Below are 19,397 nucleotides of genomic sequence, written 5' to 3' on the forward strand. Positions count from 1 at the left end.
CAGCCACCTTACCAATATCCATACCAGCAATAGCAAAACGCCGGTTTTCTCGTGCGAAAAACTTTCCGGCGGCCTTCGTGGTGATGGGTGTAATGGTTTGATCGTTCGGATTAACGATCTCAGCGAGCACGTCTCCCGCCGAAACCAGATCACCCAACCGTTTTTTAAACACCAGCACACCAGAAACCGGTGCTTTTATGGCATCAGAACCTGCCAAGGGGGTAGGGGTATAGAGCGCTTGCGGCATGATCGATGGCTCACCCTCAATCACACCAATCGATTGTAGCCAATGAAAGATCTGCTGAGCATCACGCGCGGCCAACCCATGGCTTACATCGGCTTCACCGCGAAACTCGAGTGTAACGCCACAGCCGGCTAGCGGAATAGGGTATTTGCCTTGATACTGATCACGAAGCCGATACCAAACGCCTGACTGAACCTCATCAAACGCGGAACCTCCCGAACCTTCTGCAAAAAGCACTGTTTCCGCTGCAAGATAACGCGCCAATCCGCTTATCTGATCAAGGTAGGGCGTATCGACATACATATGCATCAATGCCTCAAAGTCGCAATGCATGTCGAGCACCCAATCAGCATCATGCGCGAGGTCAAGCAAGGTTAAGCGCATATCGGCCAGTTCAGTAGCACGGGGAATATGGGACAACGCAGTTTTAATCGCACCTCGAATGACTTGCTTGTTTTGATCCTCGTTCTGACTAAGTCGTGGCTCTATGTCATCAATAATAAGATCGTAAAAATCAGGATAACTCCGATTGAAATTCTCACCGCTAGTAAAGTCAAAGCGGCCAAGATGATCCCTCGCAAGGTGCTGAGAAAGGCCTATAGGATTGGCATACGGGACGAGAACGATCTCCCCTGCGATGAGCCCCTGCTCCTCTGCCTGGTTTAACAAGGTTCTCAGGTGGTGTAAGACTAACATTGGAGGAACTTCATCCGCATGCAAGCTAGCTTGCATATACACCTTCACATCTATGTCGCCACGACCGTAATGCAGGCTAAGAAGCTCTCTTCTCGTACCAATACTTTGCGACAATAGTTGATGCGTTTTTTGCTGCACAGCAGACCTCCAAAACTAGATAAAGTAGAGACGCGATCCGATACGTAATCACATGCAAGGAGGGTATATCACAGAGCACGGACGCTAACAGACTTCAGAGCAATTATCTAAAACGCGCCCAAAGCCTTTAGGAAGAAACGATTAAAAATCTGTTTTTGAATCGAGGCAAAAACCCTAAGCTCCAATTTGATTTCGGCCAGCCGCTTTTGCTTGATATAGATGCTCATCCGCGGCTCTAATCATTGACTCGATATCTGTGTGATCGACATTGCTCGCCACGCCAATACTTACAGTCACATAGTCCACAGTGCTGGATGTTTCATGTGGGAGCTTTTCCTCCTTCAATGCAGCAAGAATCCGAACCCCTACTTCTCTTGCCCCTTGCGCGCTGGTTTCAGGAAGAAGCACTAGAAACTCCTCACCACCAAAGCGGCAAGCTATATCAGCAGGCCTAAGCGTCGCTTTTTGCAGCGTTTCGGAGATTCTTTCTAGGCAACGGTCACCTTCTAAATGCCCGTAAAAGTCGTTATATGCTTTGAAATGATCGACATCCAAAAGCAAAATAGACAACGCTAGCTTGTTACGATTTGACCGAGACCACTCTCGCTCCATCGAGTTCATCATTCCTCTGCGGTTCAAAAGCTTGGTCAACGGATCAACATAAGCCATCGATTCGAGTTGTCGGTTGGCTTCTTGCAACTGCTCTTGAACCCCAGCAATTCGCCCCATGGCGGATACCATGCTCTGCAATACAGCCGCATTTACTGGCTTAAACAAATAGGCGTCGCCGCCCGCCCCAATCCCTTCGATAAAATCAGCATCGGAGTTTTGGGCGCTAAGGAAAATAATCAGTATCCAGTCATTTTTTAACAACTCGCGAATACGCCGCGTTACTTCAAATCCATTGATGCCGGGCAGTTCAATGTCCATTAGGACAAGGTCAACGTCAGAATTTTTAAAAATTTCGAGACCTTCTTCACCGGTCTCTGCACAAAGCGCTGTATGCGATAAATCCTCTACGCAGGCTTGAATTGTTATTCTTAGGGAGCGACTGTCTTCGACGATTAAAACATTCATTTATCGAGCCTTAGAAGGGCATTTAGATTAGATTCTTAGCGTTTATGTTCTAAGAGAGTTTATTTAAGTTTAGACCAGAATCGACATAACGTTATAGTTCCACACAATACCAATAACAGAGGCAAACACATTCGCTTCCAAACCGCCTGTGCGGGATTCGACGAACCCGAGCCAAAGAGCATAGAAATGCGACAGTAAGGCACATTGCTGAAGAATTCGACGTTCCAATAAAGCAGAGTGAAAAATCGGCAGGCTTACTTACAGCTCTGCGGGAGCAAAAAGGTCTTCTTTGCAGGACTTTCGTACAGTGATGCCAACAGTGGTCTCGAAAAGACTCGTTTCGGAAAATTGGTAATCATCTTTATTCATGTCGGCGCTTTCTGACAGTCTAGCGAGTGTGTTGTTGTCGCCAAAGGCATAGTCAACACGGCCCTTTTTCAACATCATCAAGCCTTGCCTAATGGAATCGACATAAACAACCTCCATGCCAGCATCAACGGCCATCTCATGCACTCTCCCACTTCGGCTCGGTCGCAATATCGCGGACGACTTTCCCTTAAGCTCTGACAAGTCTTTCCATACAAAGGCACCGGCCTGTCGCGCTCGAATAAATCCCAACTTTACGGTTTCATCCGACAATTTAATGAATTCGAACTCTTCTTGATGCTCGGGAGGCGGATAAAAGCTCAAGCAATATTCGCCTTTTGATAACAAGAGAGAGGCCCTTGCTGGTGGCACAAATACAGGCCGAATGCGCTTGGTAGGCATGTGCTCGCGCGCATAGTCGCGCAGAAGCCTAAACAGTGGACCATTCTCACCATCGGCCTCTGCGGTGAAAGGCGGATAGTCCATCGACAAAACATCGACTGTCTCTGATGCGATCGAGGTACTAATGCAGGACACTAGGATTAGACTCAGTACCGTTTTTATGATCATAGGAGCCTTCCCAGCTAGCCGTTTTATTTGTCTAAAATGAATGATCAAGCGCAGACAGTGAGCCAAAACCTTTGTCGATATCAGCCCCAATTATCTGTACTTCGCTTTCAAAATCTTGAGTTCCCCACTTTGCTCTAGCGCCGAAAAGCTATCTCGCAAACGTCTCAATAACTCAGGATCAGAACCCTTTTTGAGCGCCATGTAATAGGCCCCCTCAACGTTTATGGGGTAGACATACTCTATTTCGGAATAGGGCAGGCCTTCCAGCTCAAGCTGATATTTGACCGTAATATCATGCCCGGTGATTAAATCGATCCTGCCGGCAAAGAGCATTCTAAAAAGCAAAACACGTTTGTTTACCAATACAAGGTTTTCACTTTGTCGATCAAACCCCCAAGAAAACAAGTCTTGTGCTATCGCATCCTCCTCTTGCAACCCTAGGCGATACCGCTTGGCATCTTCCAAAGACCTTACCTCAATGTCAGCACGCGATTTGAGTTTAATAAAATTCTGTTGTCGGTCGGCAAACGGCCCTATCCATTCAAACAGATCTTCGCGAATGGCTGTTCGAGAGATTGTGTAAATCAAGACATTGTCTTCTTTCAAGGCCCAGTCATAGACCCCCTTCCAGACTCCAGAGCGAAGTTGGTACTTGATTCCCGCGTTATTCAGAGTTGCTTCCACAACCTCCGTTCCAAAACCGGTTATTTTGCCATCGACGATATAGTTGAAAGGCGGCCAATGCTCTGTCAGAACCGTCAGCGCACCGGTAGCGTCGCGCTCATTACTTTGTGCTGCTACCAGAATCGGGAAGAGCAATAAGATAACGAAAAAAAAGACGCGAAATCCTTCCAACATAATGCCCTCATTGAGATAAAGTGACGTAGCAAAACTGAATCAATTATAGTTGTGAAAGTAAACTTCGCGAATACGGATAAACCTGCGGGCATCAGGGCGAGATATCCCTATCTCTTGATCTGAGTAAAGTAACCCGCGAGATTCCCAAGCAAGCGCTGTAACATCACCCATTAGATCTCTATACTGTAAAGATCAGTACCGCAATGATCCGTGTGTCTTGGTAAGCTTGCCGGCGAATTTTCAAGGAATTTAATGAAACACAACGTTGATACTAATATCGATTATTTTGACCGGCATCTTGATCGAATAAGGCGAAACGTAGCGCTAGCCTGCGTTTTTTTGATTATCTTGGCAACCATTCCTGTGGCCATCGCACGTGCCACCAATGGTTGGGATTTGACATCTTACATTCAGTTTATCAGCACTTTTTTACTGCTCGCCGTCTTTGCCTATGTTTATCTAAACGGCTACCGAAAGATCATTGGCGTCATTATTTACAGCATCGATATGGTGTTGATGAGCGTAGTGACGCTAGACTCCCTTGGCAACGAACTTATCGTGCTCTTCTTTATTACTCCGCTGCTCGTCGCCTATCTTTTTTTCCCTTTTCGAAAAGCGCTGATCGTATCGCTATTTTCCTACACCTACCTCAGTGTCCTTTACTTTATCGAGCATGTTGATATTGGCTCACCGAGTTATCATTTTGATACCGTATTACTCATCTTTGCGGGGATATCCTCCATTGCAGGTCTGCATGTCGTCGTCGGCCTGCGACATAGTATCGAAAGGCAACTTATCAGTGCGGCACATACCGACGCCTTAACGGGATTACCCAATAGAATGTACTTCGATGTGCGTTTGGAGCAAGAATTCAGCAGAGCAGATCGCGAAAAAACACCTTTGTGTCTTGCTCTGGTCGACCTTGATCGATTCAAGGTCGTCAATGACACCTATGGCCACGAATGCGGGGATCAGGTGTTATCTCACCTCGCCAAACTGATTGATGAATCAATTAGAGCGGCTGATATAGTGTGTCGCGTAGGTGGCGAGGAGCTTGTAATTCTTTTGCCCAATACGGCCATTGTGGAAGCTCAAGAAATACTTGAGCGACTACGCCTTAGTATTGCAAATGCGTCAATACCATGGAAATCCCACCGTATCACTTTAACAGCAAGCACAGGTCTAGCTGAATACACCTCATCGCAAGATAGAGAAGACCTCTACGCACAAGCAGACAAAGCGTTGTATCTGGCTAAAAAGCGTGGCCGCAATAAAGTGGTGTGTGCAGATGCGGTATAGTTCGAATTCACGCCTTTTAATGGTCTCTACGCGGAGAGAAGATGACGAAACATCACTCCTCAAGTGATACTTATGGCCGTTTTGATATGTCGGTTCATGAGCGAGTGCTCCATGCGAAAGTATTCGGCTCACTAGACCCTGCTAGTATGAACGCGGCGACGAATATTCTTGTGCCTCTCGTTCACGAGATGGATGGCCCATGGGCGAGCTTAATGGACTATCGAGAATGGGAGCTCTATACCGAAGAGATGATTCCATTACTGCTTAACTTACAAACTTGGTTACTTAAGCAAGATCACAAGGTGGAGGTCGCAGTAGTTGGAAAAAGCGGCTTGAAGAAAAATGCTCGCGAGCGATTGTTACAAGAGCTGGATGACAAGCCGCAACAGGTTTATGTTGAAACCGAAGAGCAAGGCTGGAAGTGGCTAATAGAGCACGGCTACTGCATAAACCATCCCTAAAGCAACTTACTGAAGTTTAGTAGCCTCATCTAGAGCATCATGTCATCAAGCAACAGCGTGCCTGCCTTCTTCATCGGTGGGTGTCATTTATTTCATGCGCAGTCGCTGAGTTAACATTTCCCCTACAAAAATTCCTCTTTGCAAGGATAAGCTCAATCACTGCGCATCATCCTGATAATTCGGTTTTTCGATACCCATCTCTTCAGCCATAAAGTGAATATTCATAACACCCAATGACAGCTCCGACCTCTGGGAAATTCCTCTCAGTTTCGCCGAGCCTCGAACTTCATCCTCGAGGCAGTGATCAAAGCAGGTGTGTCAGCTTATTTTTGAGGGAATAAGGCTTAAATCCTGTTGCTCAGATAAGAGCCGAATGCCTGTCGTTACTTCTTTTTTATGCGTCTGGTAATGCTTCAGATTAACCAAGAAAAGGTTGGATTCAACCAGGCGACAAAGCAGTGCAATTTTTTCGTTTTGTATTGATGAATGGCAAAATAGGACTAACCTTTAGCAGTGCCATTTGTTAGGTTGTTAAAAATGAGTTCCAATCAGAGACAAAAAACACGGCTTGGAGACCTGCTCGTAGAACGCGGTTTGATAACCGAAGAGCAACTACTGTCGGCCATCCAGGAACAAAAAACGAGTAGTCTGCAACTCGGTGAAATACTGGTAAAAAAAGGCTGGATATCAAAGCGGCATATCCGAAAAACGCTTCGCATTCAGAGCAAAATCAGAAATGCAATTCTTACGTCGATTCTTAGCTTCTCACCTATGATCCTCGTCGGTTGCGGCGGGGGCGGCCAAAGCCAAGTAGACAGTAGTGAAGTAGTGGCAGAACAGAATATTGCCAACACGCAGGGGCAGCAAAGTGGCTCAAATAGCGCACTGAATGCCGATGACGGCTCAACCATTCATCTTTCGTGGGATTATCCGTTAGAGCGTACCGATGGCTCTGAGCTGGAAGTCTATGAAATCGAAAACTTCAGAGTATACCAACTCGATGGAAACGGTGATGTCGGTGCAGTTCATGTCGTTGATGGGCTTGAAACTGAGTTCGATATTACTGGGCTAGAAGACGGTGAATACCGCTTCGCGGTAACGGTTGTCGATACGGATGGACTGGAAAGCGATTACTCTCAGGTAGTCACTGTGTCGGTATTGTAGGATAGCCACCTTGTGCTAATTAAGCGTACAATCAAAAAAACAACCCAGACCGACATACAGCACAAGCCAACTCAGTGCATCAACAGATCTCTATTTCATTAAACAGTTTTGTCCGCAGAACAAACCACACCCAAACTCTGAAAACACTTATTAGAGCATCAGGGGCGCAACTTGAGCGCAAAGGGCGTTCTCGGAATTGGATTCTCAATGTTACGAGTGAGCAAGCGATCCATCTGCGTAATGCGATGGAATCTTCTGGCGAGGAAACCTGGCTTTGGATAGAGAAATCACTTTCAGCACATCTCCCGGCGCTTAGCCTTACGGAGATTCAGACGATTGCGCAGAAGCATTGGCCAATCACCGTCACACAGCTCATATCACTAACTAACTGCAGGATTGCGGAAGCACGCACCGCGATCGATCGCATAGAGTGGGAGGAATGAAAAAAAGAGATACTTGATGGATTAAGAAGAAAAATGGTGCCCCTTCCCTGACTTGAACAGGGGACCTACCGATTATGAGTCGGGTGCTCTAACCAACTGAGCTAAAGGGGCACACTTTTGGCCTTAGTTTAAAGTCTTTACCAAATCAGACTTGGCACCCCTGCGGGTTGCTCGGGTGCTCTAGCCCGGCCTCAAATTACAAATTTGAGTCGTTCCACTCGCACGAAGCAGTACTTCGTTAAAAGCGCTCGCTTCACCCAACTGAGCTAAAGGGGCACACTATGGTCTTAGTTTATAGTCCGCGCCAACAACAGACCGAAGCAGAACGCTCCAAAAAGAAGGGCGCATTATAATGCGCCCTTTTTAACTTTGCTAGACGATTATTCGTCAATAAAGCTTCTAAGATGATCGGAACGGGTTGGGTGACGAAGCTTACGAAGCGCTTTCGCCTCAATCTGACGGATACGCTCTCGTGTAACATCAAACTGCTTACCCACCTCTTCCAAAGTATGATCGGTATTCATCTCAATTCCAAAGCGCATTCTTAGCACTTTAGCTTCTCTTGCTGTTAGCCCTGAAAGCACGCTGCGAGTCGCTTCTTTCAAGCCTTCGCCAGTCGCCGTGTCAACGGGAGACTCTGCCATAGTATCTTCAATAAAATCGCCAAGGTGCGAATCTTCATCGTCGCCAATCGGCGTCTCCATAGAGATAGGCTCTTTCGCGATCTTAAGCACTTTACGTACTTTATCTTCCGGCATATCCATACGCTCACCCAATTCCTCAGGCGTAGGTTCGCGACCCATTTCCTGTAGCATTTGACGAGAGATACGGTTCAGCTTGTTGATTGTTTCGATCATGTGAACGGGGATACGAATAGTGCGCGCTTGGTCTGCAATAGAGCGAGTAATCGCCTGACGAATCCACCAAGTTGCATAGGTCGAGAATTTATACCCTCGACGGTATTCAAACTTGTCTACCGCTTTCATCAAACCGATGTTGCCTTCCTGAATCAAGTCAAGAAATTGCAAACCGCGATTCGTGTACTTCTTCGCAATCGAAATTACGAGACGAAGGTTGGCTTCAACCATTTCTTTCTTAGCACGACGCGCTTTCGCTTCACCAATTGAGATACGGCGATTCACATCTTTTAACTGTGCTACGGTTAAACCAACTTCTTCTGCGATCACAGCAATTTTACGTTGCGCTCGAATGATTTCATCATGGTATAGATCAAGCTTCGCAGCACATGGATGCTGTTCTTCAACTAGACCGTCGACCCAATCAAGATTTGCCTCGTTGCTTGGGAAGCGCTTGATAAACTCTTTCCGATCCATGCCGCATTCGCGAGAGCAAATCGTCATCACGGTTCGCTCATTCACTCGAACTACGTCATTGGCTGATCGTACGGTATTGACCAACAAATCGAACTGCTTTGCATTCAGTTTAAGCGGCGCAAATAGCTCGCCCAACTCATTTAGTTCTTTAATGGTCTCTTTGCTTGCTCGACCATGCTTGCTCTCAACGCGCAATGCCTTGTCGAGCTGCTTACGAATCGCATCAAAACGCTCACGCGCTTCTTCTGGATCCGGTCCGTTATCTGTCTCTTCTTCTTCCTCGTCGTCCTTGTCAGCTTTATCATCTTTATTCACTGTCGTGGGGTTAACCGGAACGGGAATATTCGCTTCAGCTTCTGGATCTAAGTAACCTGTTAGAACATCTGTAAGACGCCCCTCTTCTTCGACGATTCGATCATACATCGCAAGAATTGACGCTACTGCACCTGGAAAATGTGCTAACGATGCCATTACATCGCGTAAGCCCTCTTCAATACGTTTGGCGATTCGAATCTCACCATCGCGAGTAAGTAGTTCAACGGTGCCCATTTCCCGCATGTACATACGAACAGGGTCAGTGGTGCGACCAGCTTCGGTCTCTACGGCCGCAAGTGCCGCCGCCGCTTCAGCCGCCGCAACCTCGTCTGTTGAGTCGCCATCGGACATTAGTAGTGAGTCAGAGTCTGGTGCTGCCTCTACAACTTGGATACCCATGTCGTTGATCATGCGAATAATATCTTCGACCTGATCTGGATCAGCGATATCTTCGGGTAAGTGGTCGTTTACTTCGGAGTAAGTCAAATACCCCTGCTCTTTACCGCGAGCGATGAGGTCTTTCAAACGTGACTGTCGTGAATTGCTTGGCATGTTCACCCTATTGTCTGGTGGCCGATTAAAAAATAGTCGGCCATTATACGGAAATATAATCGACCCACAAAGCTAATATGGGATCGATATCATAGAAATCAAGCTTATTAACAATTGTTGGAGTTACGAAGTTCGCGTGGTTATTGCCTGAGCCTTGCTTCGTTCTTCGTCGGTTAGCTGATCTGGTGATGTATTTAGTTTAGCTGCTCGCAGCATATCATCACGTTTTTTTTGATCACCGGCTCGTTTAATAACGAAATCCAGCTCCTCTATCGCAATATCCGGCTCCGGAACGTTTTCCAAATTGGAAAACAAATAAAAGAACCTCTCTCGATACCCTTGCTGATCGGTGGCAAGCGCATAAAGCAGATCTTCCTGGCTGGAGATGCTGTTAGACAGGATGAAATCTAGAAACTGTCCTGTAATTTCGGAATCAAAGCGCATGTTAAGATCAACTAACTCCTGCGCTTTAATGGGGGAGAAATAGAGCCCGAGGCAGATCGCCACTTCTTTGGTCTTGATCACCTTTATATCGCTAGTATCTCGCGCTATGGCACGCTGTGACTGGACTTTTTTCCTACTACTAGTTAGCTCGATCAGCCTCTCCCAAAGACCAGATTTAAGCGCACTCTTCGGAATTGTATCGAGCACAGCCTGGGCACGATTGCGAAGCACTCCACGATCTTCAGGAAGCTCAAGATTTAAACCCCGCACCTGAACATTGAAAAAGAACTCAGATAATGGCATCGCACGCTTCACTCTGGCCTCAAATTTCTCTCGGCCTTCCTCTCGGACCAACGTATCCGGATCTTCTCCTTGAGGTAAAATAAGGAAACTAAACTGCATTCCGTTTTGATACATAGGAAGAAGATTATCCATCGCCTTTTCAGCCGCCCTCAATCCTGCTGCGTCTCCGTCAAAACAGAACACTAGGTTTTGACAGCGTTTGAGTAGCTGCCCAAGATTTTCCTCATTCGTGGCTGTCCCAAGCGTAGCGACAGCATAATCAATCCCATGTTGCGCCAAAGAAACCACATCCATATAGCCTTCAACAACCATGAGTCGCTCAATGGTGCGTAAGGCTCTCGAAGCTTCGTAGAGTCCATAGATCTCGCTGCTTTTATGAAAGACTCTCGACTCCGGAGAATTAATGTACTTCGCCTTATCGTCCCCGAGAGTCCGCCCACCAAAACCCACGGTCTTTCCTCGCATATTGCGAATCGGAAACATCAAGCGATTCTGAAATAAGTCAAAAGGGCGTTCATACTTCTGTGACACCAGCTTCATTTCGACTAGCTTCACCAAAAGATTAGATTGAAATGACCCACCGATAAAGTCACGCTCCGGAGGCGCATAACCAATCCCGAAACGCTCGATAATTTCATCGCTAAGGCCTCGTTGCGCAATATATTTTTTAACGCCAGAATTAGTCGGGTGGCTATGTAAGGCTTCACGATACTGAGCGTCGGCTTTCGCTATCGCCTCGTAATATTGGCGACTCTCATCGTAGACCTGCTTCAACCGTTCATCACGTGGTACTTCTAAACCAGCTATTTTTGCCAACTCTTCGATTGCTTCAACAAAGCTGAGGTTATCGTGCTCACGCAGAAACGAGATAGCATCACCGCTCGCACCACAGCCAAAACAGTGATAGAAGCCTTTTTGACGATTTACGTTAAAGGAAGGGGTATTTTCGTTATGAAACGGACAGCAGGCTTTATAGGTCGAACCCGCTTTTTTTAGTTGGACACGCGTCGAAATCACATCCACGATGGAGAGACGATCGCGAAGGTCTTCAATAAAACTCTGGGGGATTTGTCCTGACATTGTGAACGTCCGCTAGATTGAACTGCCAAAACTCAGGCAAGGGTCGCGTTTAGCGGTAGCAGATTAACTCGCGAGGCGTTTTTTTACCATACCGCTCACTGCGCCGACATCAGCACGACCCTGTAGTTGCGGTTTTAGAACAGCCATCACTTTGCCCATGTCTCGGACCGACTCCGCACCGGTTTCTGACATCGCAGAACCAATTAGCGCTTCTATCTCGTCTTCCGACAGAGCTTTTGGAAGGAAGGTCTGAATAACCTCCACTTCACACTCTTCAATCTCAGCCAGGTCTTCACGTCCAGCATCACGATACTGCGTAATAGAATCTTTTCGCTGCTTCAACATCTTATCTAAGATAGCTAGGCAACGTGCGTCATCAAGTTCGATGCGCTCATCAACTTCTATTCGTTTAAAGTCGGCCAAGATGAGTCGAATCGTTGCCAAGCGCTCCTTTTCTTTGGCGCGCATGGCTTCTTTCATCGCCGAGGTGATGCTGGCTTTCAGACCTGCGTCAGACATAATATCTTTATTCGCTTAGTACAAACGCTCGAAACGACGCTGCTCACGCTGAACTTTCTTAGCGTGGCGCTTAACCGCTGCTGCTGCTTTGCGCTTACGAACCGTTGTAGGCTTCTCGTAGTGCTCACGACGGCGTACTTCAGACAATACACCAGCTTTCTCACAAGAACGCTTGAAGCGACGAAGAGCGATATCAAACGGCTCGTTTTCTTTAACTTTTACTGAAGGCATTAAAAATTACCATTATTCGTTTAAAATTTGTTCCAACTACGTTTGCCAGCGAGACCTGGTGATTTTTCACGCAGTTTGTTCAGGGGCGCGAATTCTAATGCTATTTAATATTCAAGTAAAGCCCTTTGCGCGACCTCTCTCTCATTCTCTTTCTCAAGCATGCAGTTTATATGGTAGCCAGGACTTTGCGTCTTCGCGGTATTGCTCAATATACTCTCGTTCGCTTGATAGAAATTGATCAATAGCACCTCGAAATTCAGGATGCCTGATATAGTGAAATGACTGAGTCGCCACCGGCTCAAAACCTCTCAAAAGCTTGTGTTCGCCTTGTGCGCCGGCATCAAAGCGGTTTAAACCAAGTTCAATACAGCGCTCAATCCCAGCGTAGTAACAAAGCTCGAAGTGCAAACACGGAACATCCTCTAGTGCTCCCCAATACCGTCCGTAAAGCGTATTTTTACCTTGAAGATAGAGCGCACTAGCAATGGGGCGTCCAGCGCCATCGTTTGCAAATAAAAGTAAACACTGTTCACCAAGACGTTTAAAGATCAGATCAAAGAATGTTTCGTTCAAGTACGGCATCTGGCCACGAACATTGTACGTCCGCTTGTAACATGAGAAAAAACATTCTCTTTCAAGCTGGCTTAGCTCCAATGCTGAGCGCCAATAATACTGCAAGCCTTCCGACAGCAGACGCTTTCGTTCCTTGCGAATATTCTTACGCTTATTTGCATTCAAGCTGCTAAGAAAATCATCAAAGTCGGCATACGCTTTGTTAAACCAGTGATATTGCACTCCCTCTCGTTTCATCCATCCTTGATACAGCACTCTAGCGTCTTCGGTTTGACTAGGGAACAAGACATGAGCCGAGCTCAGTTGCTGCTTTGCACAGTGCTGCTCAACGGCTTGGCGAAACAGCTCATAGCAAGCCGTATCTATACCTAGCTCTGAATCTAGTAAAAGTCGCGAGGAAGTCGTAGGCGTAAAGGGAATACTGCTGACCAATTTTGGATAGTAATCTAAGCCATGCTTTGCATAAGCCTCAGCCCAAGACCAATCAAAGACGTATTCGCCATACGAATGATATTTGAGATAGAACGGCGCAAAAGCAACTAAATCGCCTGATTCTGTTCGCAGCGCAAAGTGATGGGGCTGCCAACCAGTCGTCCGGCAAACACAGTCCGATTGCTCTAAAGCTTGCAGAAAACCGTAGTTCAAAAAAGGGTGATCATCATCGACCAAAGCATCCAACTCTTCCTGCCGAATATTGGAAAGACTTTCGGGAAAGCTGACAACTAATTTGGGGGCGCCCGTCACGAATTATGCTCCTGCTCGCTCTGTGCTTCTGATAAGCTGATCACCAACAATAAACCTTCCAATTTTAAGTCGATTTTTAGGATACAAGATGACAGAACAAGACCTCCTTGAGCAACTCAATACAAATCCATCAGACATTGAATTTAACGATGTGATGAGCGTGATAGAGCAAAACTATATCTTTCAACCTGTCGAATTTAGTGTTGGCCAACAAACAAACCAGTGCGGCGAAAATCTCGGCTCTTGCAAAGCCCTTGCCTTTGCTAAATTACACGGAGTGAGTGCGGAATTAACTCCTTATCTGTTTGGACAATACTATCGTCGCGATGTTCTTGAACACCCTGACGAGAATGATCATCAAAATATACGGAACTTTCTCAAACATGGATGGAAAAGCGTCAAATTTGATGCAGAACCACTAAAGCGCAAAGTGTGAAAGTGAGTAAGTTAAAATAGGAGAGGGCTTAAGAGGCCTTTAGAACTTGAGGGCGGGTACAGTTACGTCCCTCGTTCTTTGCTTCGTATAAACTGATATCTGCCGCTTTTAACAAGCCAGAATATTCAGTAGAAAACTTGGTCGACGAAAGACCACAACTGATAGATATATCAAGCGAACGTTGACCTAATCTGAATGCTTCAGCAGCGATCGACTGTCTAATTCGCTCAATCAAAACAAATGCTTGCTCGATACAAGTATTCGGCAAAAGGACAATGAACTCCTCTCCGCCCCACCGGCCAACACTGTCGCTACCCCGAACCGTTTCTTTGAGCTTGTCAGCAAGACTAACAAGCACTTCGTCGCCAACATCATGGCCATATCGATCATTAATCTTCTTAAAAAAATCCACGTCGCAAATAACAACGCTCATTTCTTGATTATCGCGGACCGTTCGCGCTAACTCCGCATCTATGCGTTCTGACATTCCACGACGATTCAGTAAACCGGTCAATTCATCTGTACGAGCTAGATCCTCAAGCGCACGGCTCAACCGCGCATGTGCAATCGCAGCAGAAACACGCGCTCTCTCCATTGTATATGCCATGATTGTGACGAATAACATCGACCCAATGAATCTAAGCTTGGTACTGGCGCTATAGATAAGATCTAGTTGCAACCAGCCTGGAATCGTCAAGATGCACACTGTAGCCGACATCATAGCGGACATAACCAATGCCCCTGCACGCAAACCCAACACAGAAAATACGAGAAGAGGGTAAGCGTATAACCAAAAGATGCCCGTGCCGCTCTCACCGCCAGAGATAAGCAGGTAGAAATAGAAAATGGTGAAGGTAAAAACTAAGAAATTGCGATGTGCACGCCAATGCCCAAAAAACTTATAGGCAAAAAAACTCGTCACAACTGCTGCAGAAAACGCGTACAGGCTCAAGCCATAGGCTTCAAAACCATTAAAATATGATCGAGCGCCATAGAACAGCAGTAAGGGCGCAGTCAGAAAGCAAAGTAGATCGACAACAAGTTTTGCCGAAACTAAACCACTTTGATCAGCGCCTTCAAGAGGCATTGCGTTCATCATTAAATGTTTGAAACCTGTGAAATACTAAAAGCCGTGTTTTATCAAACGTCCAAGAATCTTCCCATCATGAGATCTTGACGTTCTTACTGCTAACATCTTCTTTAGTATGTCAGGGTCGAGCTAAGGCTCAATGTAGGTTTTGTTATAGGAATGCAAACTCTTATAAAACACTCGACTCAATCTGGTCGATCTGCTCATGTAACTCGAACCAAAGCAATTCAGAAGCCTCCAAATCTGATTTTAGTGCCGCCTGATCCGCTAACAAGTGCTTTAACTTCGCTTTGTTTTTATCTTCGTAGATCTCTGGGGCCGCTAACTCTTGCTCAATAAGATTCAATGACGCTTGTGCCTGCTCAACATTCGCCTCAATTTTCGCGAGCTCTTTTCTCATCGGGCTAAGTTGTTTTCTTCGCTCGGCTTCGACGCGCTTCCGCTCCTTGCGCTGTTCACTTGTTTCTCCGATCTTTGCGGTTTCATCTAGCATGCTTTCAGAATCGTTTTTGACCAGTGACTGCTTTTGGAACTCCGCCAACCACCGCTCATAGTCCAGCAAGTCTCCTTCGAATGGTTCGACGCTTCCACCTGCGACGAGCCAGAAATCATCAACCGTATTTTTTAATAGGTGCCTGTCGTGAGAGACCACAATGATGGCTCCTGAAAAGGCCTGAAGGGCGATGGTTAGAGCGAGCCGCATTTCCAGATCGAGATGGTTGGTAGGCTCATCTAACAAGAGCAGATTTGGCTTATGCCAAGCAATGATCGCAAGCGCTAGTCGCGCTTTTTCGCCTCCAGAGAACTTTTCGATGGTGCCTGTGGCGTCATCACCTCGAAAGTTAAAACCGCCGAGAAAGTTACGGATTTCTTGGTCTGTGGCACTCGGTCGACAGCGCTGAAGATGCAACAGAGGGCTCGCGCTAGAATCTAACGCTTCAAGCTGATGCTGAGCAAAATAGCCGATATGCAAATGTTCTCCGCAACTTCTATCACCCTCCAGTAAGTTTTGATCACCGACCAGAGATTTAATTAGCGTAGATTTACCTGCGCCGTTGGGGCCAAGCAAACCAATTCTTTGGCCCGGTAAAATGGTGCAGGAAAAGTCTTCGATAATTGGACAAGAAGCATCGTAGCCAAGATTTGCTTGGGACAGGCTAAGCAGCGGGCTCGATTGTTTATTCGACTCAGGAAACTCGAACTTGAAAGGTGAATCCACATGCGCCGGCGCAATCAATTCCATTCTTTCCAGTTCTTTTAAACGACTTTGTGCCTGTTTCGCTTTGGTTGCTTTCGCTCTAAACCGGTTAACAAAGGACTGAATCTCAGAAATTCGCTGTTGCTGCTTTTGGAACTGAGCTTGCTGGAGTGCAAGCTTTTCAGCACGCTGACGCTCAAAATCAGAGTAGCTACCTGTGTATTGATGCAACTTACGATGCTCAAAATGCAAAATACTCGTTGCTACGGCATCAATAAAATCTCGGTCATGCGAAATAAAGAGCAAGGTACCTCGATATTGTTTCAACCATGCCTCAAGCCAGAGCATTGCATCCAAATCAAGGTGGTTGGTTGGCTCATCAAGCAACAGCAAGTCTGAAGGACACATCAGTGCTTGTGCCAAATTCAAACGTATACGCCAACCGCCGGAAAAACTGGCCACACTTTGGTCGAGCTCGTGCTCGGAGAATCCCAAGCCATGAAGGAGTTTTTTTGCTTCCACAGGAATATTGTAAGCATGGATCGTTTCAAGCTCACCATGAAGCCGAGCGAGTGCAGCATCATCTTCGGCAAGTTCGGCTTGGTGAAGCGACGCTTCGAGACTTCTAAATACTTCATGACCATCCATCACATAATCCAGAGCTGTGCGCTGTGAACTCGCAACTTCTTGAGCCATATGTGCGATACGACAATTACCAGGCAGCATGAAACTACCGGCATCCGTTGTGAGCTCGCCGAGCAATAGCTTAAACAACGTAGTTTTGCCTGCTCCGTTAGCACCAACGATTGCAACACGCTGGCCATCGGCGATATTGGCGTTTACTTCTTCCAACAGAGGCTCGGGACCTCGGCGAAGTGACATCTCTAAAATTTTAAGCATGCTATGGCTTTCATCTCTGGAACTCGTCGCGCAAGTTATCGGATAATGCGGATTACATCAATCAAAGCACAGCGCTTTATAATGGATTCAGCATAATGAGTGATACAACAGCGGGGTTTTGGGCGTTTTCTCTGCACGTCTGGCAAAACGAAGCGCTTCGCTGTCAGCTTTTAGCGCTTCAAGAGCGCGATGATCTGGATATAAATTTATGCCTGTTCCTTTTGTGGATCTCAACCTTGGGTCTTGTTCTTGACGACTCAGAAAGCAAAATCACACATGTGCAAGGCCAATGGTTAGATCAAACGATCAAGCCGATCAGAGTGCTCCGCATGGCCAATCAACATCGTCCGCAACTGAAGCAAGCCTTGTTGACAGCAGAGCTAGAGTCGGAAAAATGTTATCAAGAAGCACTCTGCCAAATTCGCGATACAATCACGCGCCAAACAGAAGCGGCTGATAACGACAAAGCAGCTACACTTAAGACGAATTTGAAGTCTTATTCACAAATCAGTTGGGATAGTGCGTTGATTAACCTCATGTTAGAGGCAAGCCAATGAAGTGGGTTTACCGTTTATCTTCTTTAGTGATTTTGGGTGCAGCACTTAGTTTGCCGTTTTATGCAGACTACCGCAGCGGTGGCGCATTTCTAGAGCTAAGCAAGATCCCCGAGAAAGTGATCAGCGCATTCTCTTCGAGCAAAGCTAAATTGACCACCGAAGATCGTGATCAACCATCCCTAAGCGGCAGTTCAACGCAGAGTCCGTTGAATCTCATCCAATCAGCCAATCCTGAAAGCACGGATGGCAAAGTGACATACTACAGGTGGCAGGATGAACAAGGTCAATGGCATTTCAGCGATCAAGCTCCTGAGGTCGATAGCGAAAAGGCCGAACTCGATCCAAACGCCCTTTCGACGATTTCGGGGATGGACCAAGCCGTCATCGATAGCACAATGGTTAACGCGGCTAGTAAGAGCAAATCACAATCGAGTCCACCGAGATTTACCGACACTGAACCTAGCTTAGATAATTTGAGTAATGTCATGGAAAACGCGCAACAAGCCGCAAACATGATGCAAGAGCGCAACGAAGCACTGAGCCAGATTGTTGGCGAATAACATCCAGAATTACAGAGGTATGCCTTGAGCTACAAAGTGAAAGAAATGTTTTACAGTCTCCAAGGCGAGGGCGCTCGTGCAGGACGAGCATCGGTATTTTGTCGATTTAGCAAATGTAATCTTTGGAATGGTCGAGAAGATAGCCGTGCAGATGCCGTATGCAATTTCTGTGATACCGAAATTCTCGGAACCGATGGCCAGAACGGAGGCGTTTTTGAAACAGCGCTTGATCTAGGCAAGGCTATCGCTCAACTTTGGCCTCACGGTAAAGAAGGCTCTCCCTATGTGGTGTTTACCGGCGGAGAGCCGATGCTGCAACTCGATGAGGCTCTTGTCGAGCAAATGCATCAACTTGATTTTGAAGTGGCCGTTGAGACAAATGGCACTCTGAGAGCACCGAATGGAATAGATTGGATTTGTATCAGCCCCAAGGCCGATTCGAAACTGGTCCTTGAGCGCGCAGATGAGCTAAAACTGGTCTATCCACAAGAAGCCGCTATGCCCGAGCGATTCAGCAACTTCGATTGCGCGCATTTCTTTCTAAGTCCAAAAGCAAGTCCAATCCCTCCAGAACAAGGGGTCGATGGTGTAAAACGAATGAACACCCAACGCGCCCTAGATTATTGCCTTGCAAACCCTAAATGGCGACTCACATTGCAATTGCACAAAATTTTAGAGATCGATTAACGCCTTTAGAAGCGCGAACCCGGTTCCGTTAAAAAACGTTGCTCTTCTGGCGAGGATACTCGACCGAGCAAATCGTTACGATGGGGGTAGCGGCCAAAGCGTTCGATAATTCGCCAATGACGACGTTCAAAATCAAGGCTGTTCTCCAATCCGGGCTGATCGAATACTTTCAGCGCGAGCTGATGGTCTTCTTTGCCCTCACTGTGCATCAATGGCATATAAAGAAATGCCCTCTGATCAACAGACAGCTCTTTATCTGCACCCGATTGAATCGCTTCAATACTAAGCCTTCGTGCAATCGGATCGCACGCAAAGCTCTCAGACTCATCACGGTAAATATTTCTCGAAAACTGATCAAGAATAATGATTTCAGCGAGCCGCCCCTTAGCCGTGGAGCGCCAAGAATCAAGCGCACCATTTTTGGCCTGATCATGCAGAGCGCCAAAACGCGCCGCTATATTCTCGTCTAAAGTCGCATCTTTCACCCAATGCTGACGGGGCTCAAGCTCTTCAAACCAAAAGTGCAAAACGTTTTCGATGTTCTTGTCCATTTGCTTC

Annotated in this window: 20 protein-coding genes and 1 tRNA gene; 8 read left to right on the forward strand and 13 right to left on the reverse strand. The window is 46.6% G+C overall.

Features of this window, described 5'->3' with window-relative positions:
* The 4 genes from A3751_RS00815 to A3751_RS00830 all read right to left on the reverse strand — a co-directional run.
* On the reverse strand, positions 1–1,078 hold a 1,078-nt coding region (locus tag A3751_RS00815), incomplete at its 3' end, for a M14 family metallopeptidase (RefSeq protein ID WP_068451085.1).
* A 174-nt stretch (positions 1,079–1,252) separates the two neighbouring features.
* Positions 1,253–2,155: a diguanylate cyclase gene (locus tag A3751_RS00820; RefSeq protein ID WP_068451088.1), complete on the reverse strand. Its 903-nt coding sequence runs from the start codon at positions 2,153–2,155 to the stop codon at positions 1,253–1,255.
* 258 nt (positions 2,156–2,413) lie between these two features.
* Positions 2,414–3,091, reverse strand: coding sequence for an ABC transporter substrate-binding protein (locus A3751_RS00825; protein ID WP_068466199.1), 678 nt, complete (start codon positions 3,089–3,091; stop codon positions 2,414–2,416).
* Between the two features lie 90 nt (positions 3,092–3,181).
* Positions 3,182–3,949 (reverse strand): ABC transporter substrate-binding protein, encoded by a 768-nt coding sequence (locus A3751_RS00830; RefSeq protein WP_068451094.1) that lies wholly within the window; start codon positions 3,947–3,949, stop codon positions 3,182–3,184.
* 252 nt (positions 3,950–4,201) lie between these two features.
* Here A3751_RS00830 and A3751_RS00835 point away from each other — a divergent pair, with 252 nt between their 5' ends.
* The 4 genes from A3751_RS00835 to A3751_RS00850 all read left to right on the forward strand — a co-directional run bounded on the left by A3751_RS00835 (position 4,202) and on the right by A3751_RS00850 (position 7,316).
* Positions 4,202–5,248: a GGDEF domain-containing protein gene (locus tag A3751_RS00835; protein WP_068451097.1), complete on the forward strand. Its 1,047-nt coding sequence runs from the start codon at positions 4,202–4,204 to the stop codon at positions 5,246–5,248.
* A gap of 41 nt (positions 5,249–5,289) precedes the next feature.
* Positions 5,290–5,709 carry a hypothetical protein gene (locus tag A3751_RS00840; RefSeq protein ID WP_068451100.1) on the forward strand — a complete coding sequence of 140 codons (420 nt, stop codon included), beginning with the start codon at positions 5,290–5,292 and terminating at the stop codon, positions 5,707–5,709.
* Positions 5,710–6,246: 537 nt separating this feature from the next.
* Entirely contained in the window at positions 6,247–6,873 is a 627-nt protein-coding gene (locus A3751_RS00845) for a fibronectin type III domain-containing protein (protein WP_068451103.1), read from the forward strand.
* Positions 6,874–6,947: 74 nt separating this feature from the next.
* Entirely contained in the window at positions 6,948–7,316 is a 369-nt protein-coding gene (locus A3751_RS00850; protein ID WP_068451107.1) for a ribosome recycling factor family protein, read from the forward strand.
* 34 nt (positions 7,317–7,350) lie between these two features.
* On the opposite strand, the gene A3751_RS00855 is transcribed toward A3751_RS00850, so the two are convergent.
* The 6 genes from A3751_RS00855 to A3751_RS00880 form a co-directional block, all read right to left on the reverse strand.
* Positions 7,351–7,427: transfer RNA gene (locus tag A3751_RS00855), tRNA-Ile, on the reverse strand.
* Between the two features lie 269 nt (positions 7,428–7,696).
* Entirely contained in the window at positions 7,697–9,517 is a 1,821-nt protein-coding gene (gene rpoD / locus A3751_RS00860) for an RNA polymerase sigma factor RpoD (protein WP_068451110.1), read from the reverse strand.
* A 123-nt stretch (positions 9,518–9,640) separates the two neighbouring features.
* Complete coding sequence (gene dnaG / locus A3751_RS00865; RefSeq protein WP_068451113.1) at positions 9,641–11,344, reverse strand: DNA primase; 1,704 nt, start codon at positions 11,342–11,344, stop codon at positions 9,641–9,643.
* Positions 11,345–11,407: 63 nt separating this feature from the next.
* The gene (locus A3751_RS00870) at positions 11,408–11,863 is read right to left on the reverse strand and encodes a GatB/YqeY domain-containing protein (protein ID WP_068451118.1); all 456 of its coding nucleotides are present in this window, start codon (positions 11,861–11,863) and stop codon (positions 11,408–11,410) included.
* 15 nt (positions 11,864–11,878) lie between these two features.
* Positions 11,879–12,094, reverse strand: coding sequence for a 30S ribosomal protein S21 (gene rpsU, locus A3751_RS00875; RefSeq protein ID WP_068451124.1), 216 nt, complete (start codon positions 12,092–12,094; stop codon positions 11,879–11,881).
* A gap of 153 nt (positions 12,095–12,247) precedes the next feature.
* Entirely contained in the window at positions 12,248–13,411 is a 1,164-nt protein-coding gene (locus tag A3751_RS00880) for a GNAT family N-acetyltransferase (protein ID WP_068451127.1), read from the reverse strand.
* An 88-nt stretch (positions 13,412–13,499) separates the two neighbouring features.
* Here A3751_RS00880 and A3751_RS00885 point away from each other — a divergent pair, with 88 nt between their 5' ends.
* Entirely contained in the window at positions 13,500–13,847 is a 348-nt protein-coding gene (locus A3751_RS00885) for a HopJ type III effector protein (RefSeq protein ID WP_068451131.1), read from the forward strand.
* A gap of 28 nt (positions 13,848–13,875) precedes the next feature.
* Here A3751_RS00885 and A3751_RS00890 read toward each other — a convergent pair whose 3' ends face one another.
* Together A3751_RS00890 and A3751_RS00895 are read right to left on the reverse strand one after the other, a co-directional pair.
* Positions 13,876–14,946, reverse strand: coding sequence for a GGDEF domain-containing protein (locus A3751_RS00890; RefSeq protein WP_068451135.1), 1,071 nt, complete (start codon positions 14,944–14,946; stop codon positions 13,876–13,878).
* A 160-nt stretch (positions 14,947–15,106) separates the two neighbouring features.
* Entirely contained in the window at positions 15,107–17,035 is a 1,929-nt protein-coding gene (locus tag A3751_RS00895; RefSeq protein ID WP_068451138.1) for an ATP-binding cassette domain-containing protein, read from the reverse strand.
* A 95-nt stretch (positions 17,036–17,130) separates the two neighbouring features.
* Here A3751_RS00895 and A3751_RS00900 point away from each other — a divergent pair, with 95 nt between their 5' ends.
* From A3751_RS00900 to queE, 3 genes are read left to right on the forward strand one after another with little or no spacing between them, the layout of a single operon-like run.
* Positions 17,131–17,592, forward strand: a complete 462-nt coding sequence (locus A3751_RS00900; protein ID WP_068451141.1) for a DUF2390 domain-containing protein — start codon at positions 17,131–17,133, stop codon at positions 17,590–17,592.
* Positions 17,589–18,152: a DUF4124 domain-containing protein gene (locus A3751_RS00905; RefSeq protein WP_068451148.1), complete on the forward strand. Its 564-nt coding sequence runs from the start codon at positions 17,589–17,591 to the stop codon at positions 18,150–18,152. The genes A3751_RS00900 and A3751_RS00905 overlap by 4 nt, the downstream gene beginning before the upstream one ends.
* 36 nt (positions 18,153–18,188) lie before the next feature.
* Positions 18,189–18,839 (forward strand): 7-carboxy-7-deazaguanine synthase, encoded by a 651-nt coding sequence (gene queE, locus A3751_RS00910; protein ID WP_369819959.1) that lies wholly within the window; start codon positions 18,189–18,191, stop codon positions 18,837–18,839.
* Between the two features lie 5 nt (positions 18,840–18,844).
* On the opposite strand, the gene A3751_RS00915 is transcribed toward queE, so the two are convergent.
* Positions 18,845–19,390: a DUF924 family protein gene (locus A3751_RS00915; protein WP_068451150.1), complete on the reverse strand. Its 546-nt coding sequence runs from the start codon at positions 19,388–19,390 to the stop codon at positions 18,845–18,847.
* Positions 19,391–19,397 lie beyond the last annotated feature (7 nt).

This window comes from Oleiphilus sp. HI0080, assembly GCF_001635135.1.